Origin of the sequence: Nocardiopsis sp. TNDT3 (assembly GCF_003427465.1) — a bacterium.
GTDB lineage: Bacteria > Actinomycetota > Actinomycetes > Streptosporangiales > Streptosporangiaceae > Nocardiopsis > Nocardiopsis dassonvillei.
This window is the reverse complement of sequence record NZ_QPFC01000987.1, coordinates 1-3,687: the sequence shown is the minus strand read 5'-3', so window position 1 is coordinate 3,687 and position 3,687 is coordinate 1. Positions and strand designations below refer to the sequence as shown.

Here is a 3,687-nt window from a genome sequence, read left to right as displayed (position 1 = left end):
CCCCCCTCGCCCCAGGCGCACCCCACCGCGCCCGCTCCACGGGGATCCGCCGCACGACAGGCCCCGGCAGTCGCCGGGGACCGACCACCACCATCCCCTTCACGGATTGGACCGACGATGACCACCACCCCGACCCGAGGGAGCACGGCACCGGGCGGACTCCGCCGGGCGCTGCGCCTCCTCACCGCCTACGCGGGCGCGGCCGCCCTGGGCGGCACGTTCGCCGTGGCCGCCGCCCCGACCGCCTCCGCCGACGAGGTGCTTCCCCTCACCGGAGGCTCCGCCTCCTGGGGCGTGAAGGAGTCCTTCCGCAACTACGTGGGCAGCCCGATCGCGCACGGCGGCTACGAGGCCTCCGACGGGGCGACCCTCCTGGCCGACGGCACCGTCGACTTCCCCGCCGCCGGGGGCACGGTCTCCAAGGAGGACGCCTCCGGTGACGTGAGTTTCTCCGGGACGGTCGTCTTCAGCGGCCACGACTACGGCCAGGGCCCGGTTCTGGAGGTGCGCGTCTCCGACCCCCGGGTGGTGTTCGAGGGCGACACCGCCACGGTCTTCGCCGACGTCACCAGCCGCGAGTTCGGCGGGGCCAACCCCAACCTGCCCCCGGGCGGCCTGGTCGAGTACGGCGAGGTCGCGGTCACCGAGCTGACCGGCGCCGAGGTGGCCGTGGAGGGCGAGGAGATCACCTTCACCTCCACGGCGGGCACGCTGCACGCCGACGCGGTGGAGCCGTTCGCGGGCTTCTACGCCGCGGGCGCCCCGATGGACCCGCTCTCCTTCACCGCCGGGATCGACGACGTCACCGACCCGGGCGGCCCCGGGGAGCCGGTGCACGACCCGCGCGTCACGGTGGCCCCGGCCAGCGACCTGGACCCCGCGGGCGACACCGTCACCGTCGAGGGCACGGGCTTCCGCCCCGGCCAGGGCGTCTACGCGGCCCTGACCGCCGTCCCGCAGTCCGCCGACTCCTACCCGGCCCACCACACCGGCGCGGTGTGGCTGCGCGGGGCCGACGCCCCCGGCGAGGACGGTTCCTTCAGCGCCGAACTCCGGGTGACCGGCTCCTACGAGACGGACGGCACCGTCCACGACTGCGCGCGGACGCAGTGCTACGTGGCGGTGTTCAACGACCACACCGACATCGCCAACCGCGACCAGGACGTGTGGACGCCGGTCTCCTTCACCGCCGTGGAGGAACCCACCGAGGAGCCCACGGACCCGACCGACCCGACCGGGGAGCCGACCGACCCCGCCGAGGGCCCGCTCACCGTCCACAACGGCCGCGCGGACTGGGGCGTCAAGGAGTCCTTCCGCGACTACATCACCGGCAGCATCGCCCGGGGCGAGATCACCCCGAGCGACGGCGCCAGCCAGAACGAGGACGGGACCTTCGCGTTCACCGACGGCAGCGGTGAGGTGGACCTGTCCGCGTCCACCGCCGACATCGCGTTCGAGGGCACCGTGCTCTTCGAGGGCCACGTCCACGACGGCGCCGACCCGCTGCTGAGCATGACGGTCAGCGACCCGCGCGTGACGGTCGACGGCGCGGCGGGCGTGCTGTACGCCGACGTGACCAGCAAGCCGCTGAGCGGGCAGGAGCCGGTCACGTACGAGGACGTGGCGCTGGCCGACCTGGACCTGACCGGGGTGGACTACACGCTGGAGGAGGGCGTCCTGAGCTGGGAGCCGATCCCCGCGACCCTGACCGCCGAGGGCGTGCCCGCGTTCGCGGACTTCTATGCCGTCGGGGAGCAGCTGGACCCGGTCTCGCTGACCGTGAGCGTGGACGAGGAGGTCCGGGTTCCGGGCGGGGGCGGTGACGGAGGCCCCACGCCCGGCCCCGGTGACGGAGACGGCGGCGGCACTCCGGGCCTGCCCAACACCGGTGTCGCGCTGGCCGGCCTGCTGACCGCGGCCGCGGTGGCCGTCGGCGCGGGCGGCGCGGCGGTGTACGCGGCCCGCAGGCGCGGTCCCGCCCCCGACGGGGACGAGGAGTCTGCGGTCTAGGACCGCCTGACCGGTTCCCGCGCGCCCGCGCGGAGCGGGGTCCGCGGGGCCCCGTCACGCGACCGGTCGGCCCCCGGGTGACACGAGGGCCTTGGCACACGCCGTGTGTCAAGGCCTTCGTCGTGTCCGCCGCGCGCGGTGCCCGGGCACGGCGGGGTCCGCGCCGGACACGCGGCCGCTTCCTCGGAAGCCGTCGGCCGTCCGGGCGGGAGGGCTACTTCATCATCTCCTCGTAGACCTTCTTGCACTCGGGGCACACGGGGAACTTCTTGGGGTCGCGGTTGGGCACCCACACCTTGCCGCACAGGGCGATCACGGGGTCGCCGGTCACGGCGCTCGCGGTGATCTTGTCCTTCTGCACGTAGTGGGCGAACCGCTCCCGGTCCCCGCCGTCGTGGGAGATGTCCGGTTTGGTCTCGCTGTCCGGGAGGACCTTGTTGAGGATGTCCATCGCCATCGTGCCTCACACCTTTCGACGTCTGCGTTCCACGGTATAGGGTGCCGCGCCCCGCCCGGCTGCTCAGTTCATGGCGGGGTCGTCGGGGAAGGTGGACAGGAGCGCCATCTCCCCGCCCTGGCGGCGCAGCACCCGCGACCACAGCCCCTCGGGCGCGGTGGTGAAGACGTCGTCGGCGACCGCGTCGACGACGTACCAGGCCCCCTCCTCGATCTCCCCGGCCAGCTGGCCCGCGCTCCACCCCGCGTAGCCCGCGAAGAGGCGGAACGCGCCGAGCGCCCCGCCGAGCACCTGGGCGGGGCCGTCGAGGTCGACCACGCCGATCCCGTCCAGGCCCAGGTGCGGGTCCAGGCCCTCCAGCGGGGACCAGCCGGGAGGGGGCTCACCGGGCCCGGCCGCCCCCAGGGCGATGCCGGAGCCCAGGCCCACGGGACCCCCGGAGAACATCACCGCCGGTTCGCTGGCGTAGGCGCCCCAGTCGGTGACGACCTCGTCCACGGCCATCCCCAGGGGGCGGTTGAGGATCACCCCCAGGGTGCCGTCGGCGGCGTCGTCCACGACGAACACCACCGAGCGGCGGAAGGAGTCCTCCTGGAGCATGGGGGCGGCCACCAGGAGGCGCCCGGTCATCGGCTGGTCCATGCCCTCCCACCTACCCCGGAACGACGGGCGGACCGCCGGTGTTTCCGGGCCGTTATGCCTGTGCGGCCGCCTGGCCGCGCTGGGCGACCTCGCGCACGGCCGTGGCCACGTGCGTGGACAGGTCGGAGTGGAACACGCTGGGGATGATGTAGTTGGGGCCCAGCTCGTCCTCGGTGACGACGTCGGCCAGGGCCTCCGCCGCGGCGACCATCATGTCCGAGGTGACGTCGTGGCTCTGGGCGTCCAGCAGACCGCGGAAGAAGCCGGGGAAGACCAGCACGTTGTTGATCTGGTTGGGGTAGTCGCTGCGGCCGGTGGCCACCACGGAGGCGTGCAGGTGGGCCACGTCCGGGTCGACCTCGGGGTCGGGGTTGGCCAGCGCGAAGATGATGGCGTCCTCGTTCATCTCGGCGATGTCGTCGCCGTTGAGGAGGTTGGGGGCCGAGACGCCGATGAAGACGTCCGCCCCGGCCACGGCACCGCGCAGGTCGCCGCTGTAGCCCTCGGGGTTGGTGTGCTCCGCGATCCACCGCAGGTTGGGGTCGAGGTCCTCGCGCCCGGCGTGCACGGCGCCGTGC

4 protein-coding genes are annotated in these 3,687 nt (G+C 73.9%); 1 reads left to right on the top strand and 3 read right to left on the bottom strand.

The genetic code is table 11. The annotated features are described in order from the left end of the window. Nucleotides 1–117 precede the first annotated feature (117 nt). Entirely contained in the window at nucleotides 118–2,010 is a 1,893-nt protein-coding gene (locus DQW06_RS22665) for an HtaA domain-containing protein (protein ID WP_117199275.1), read from the top strand. Between the two features lie 214 nt (nucleotides 2,011–2,224). On the opposite strand, the gene DQW06_RS22660 is transcribed toward DQW06_RS22665, so the two are convergent. The 3 genes from DQW06_RS22660 to DQW06_RS22650 form a co-directional block, all read right to left on the bottom strand. Next, nucleotides 2,225–2,467: a DUF3039 domain-containing protein gene (locus DQW06_RS22660; protein ID WP_019611444.1), complete on the bottom strand. Its 243-nt coding sequence runs from the start codon at nucleotides 2,465–2,467 to the stop codon at nucleotides 2,225–2,227. Nucleotides 2,468–2,530: 63 nt separating this feature from the next. Beyond that, entirely contained in the window at nucleotides 2,531–3,109 is a 579-nt protein-coding gene (locus tag DQW06_RS22655) for a YqgE/AlgH family protein (protein ID WP_013151422.1), read from the bottom strand. A 52-nt stretch (nucleotides 3,110–3,161) separates the two neighbouring features. Then, the coding region (locus DQW06_RS22650) for an NAD-dependent malic enzyme (protein ID WP_304598541.1) at nucleotides 3,162–3,687 on the bottom strand (526 nt) is incomplete at its 5' end.

Excerpts from the sequence above, each read along its gene's own strand:
- DQW06_RS22665 (WP_117199275.1), top strand. The coding sequence starts at position 118 with ATGACCACCACCCCGACCCGAGGGAGCACGGCACCGGGCGGACTCCGC.
- DQW06_RS22660 (WP_019611444.1), bottom strand. The coding sequence starts at position 2,467 with ATGGCGATGGACATCCTCAACAAGGTCCTCCCGGACAGCGAGACCAAA.
- DQW06_RS22655 (WP_013151422.1), bottom strand. The coding sequence starts at position 3,109 with ATGGACCAGCCGATGACCGGGCGCCTCCTGGTGGCCGCCCCCATGCTC.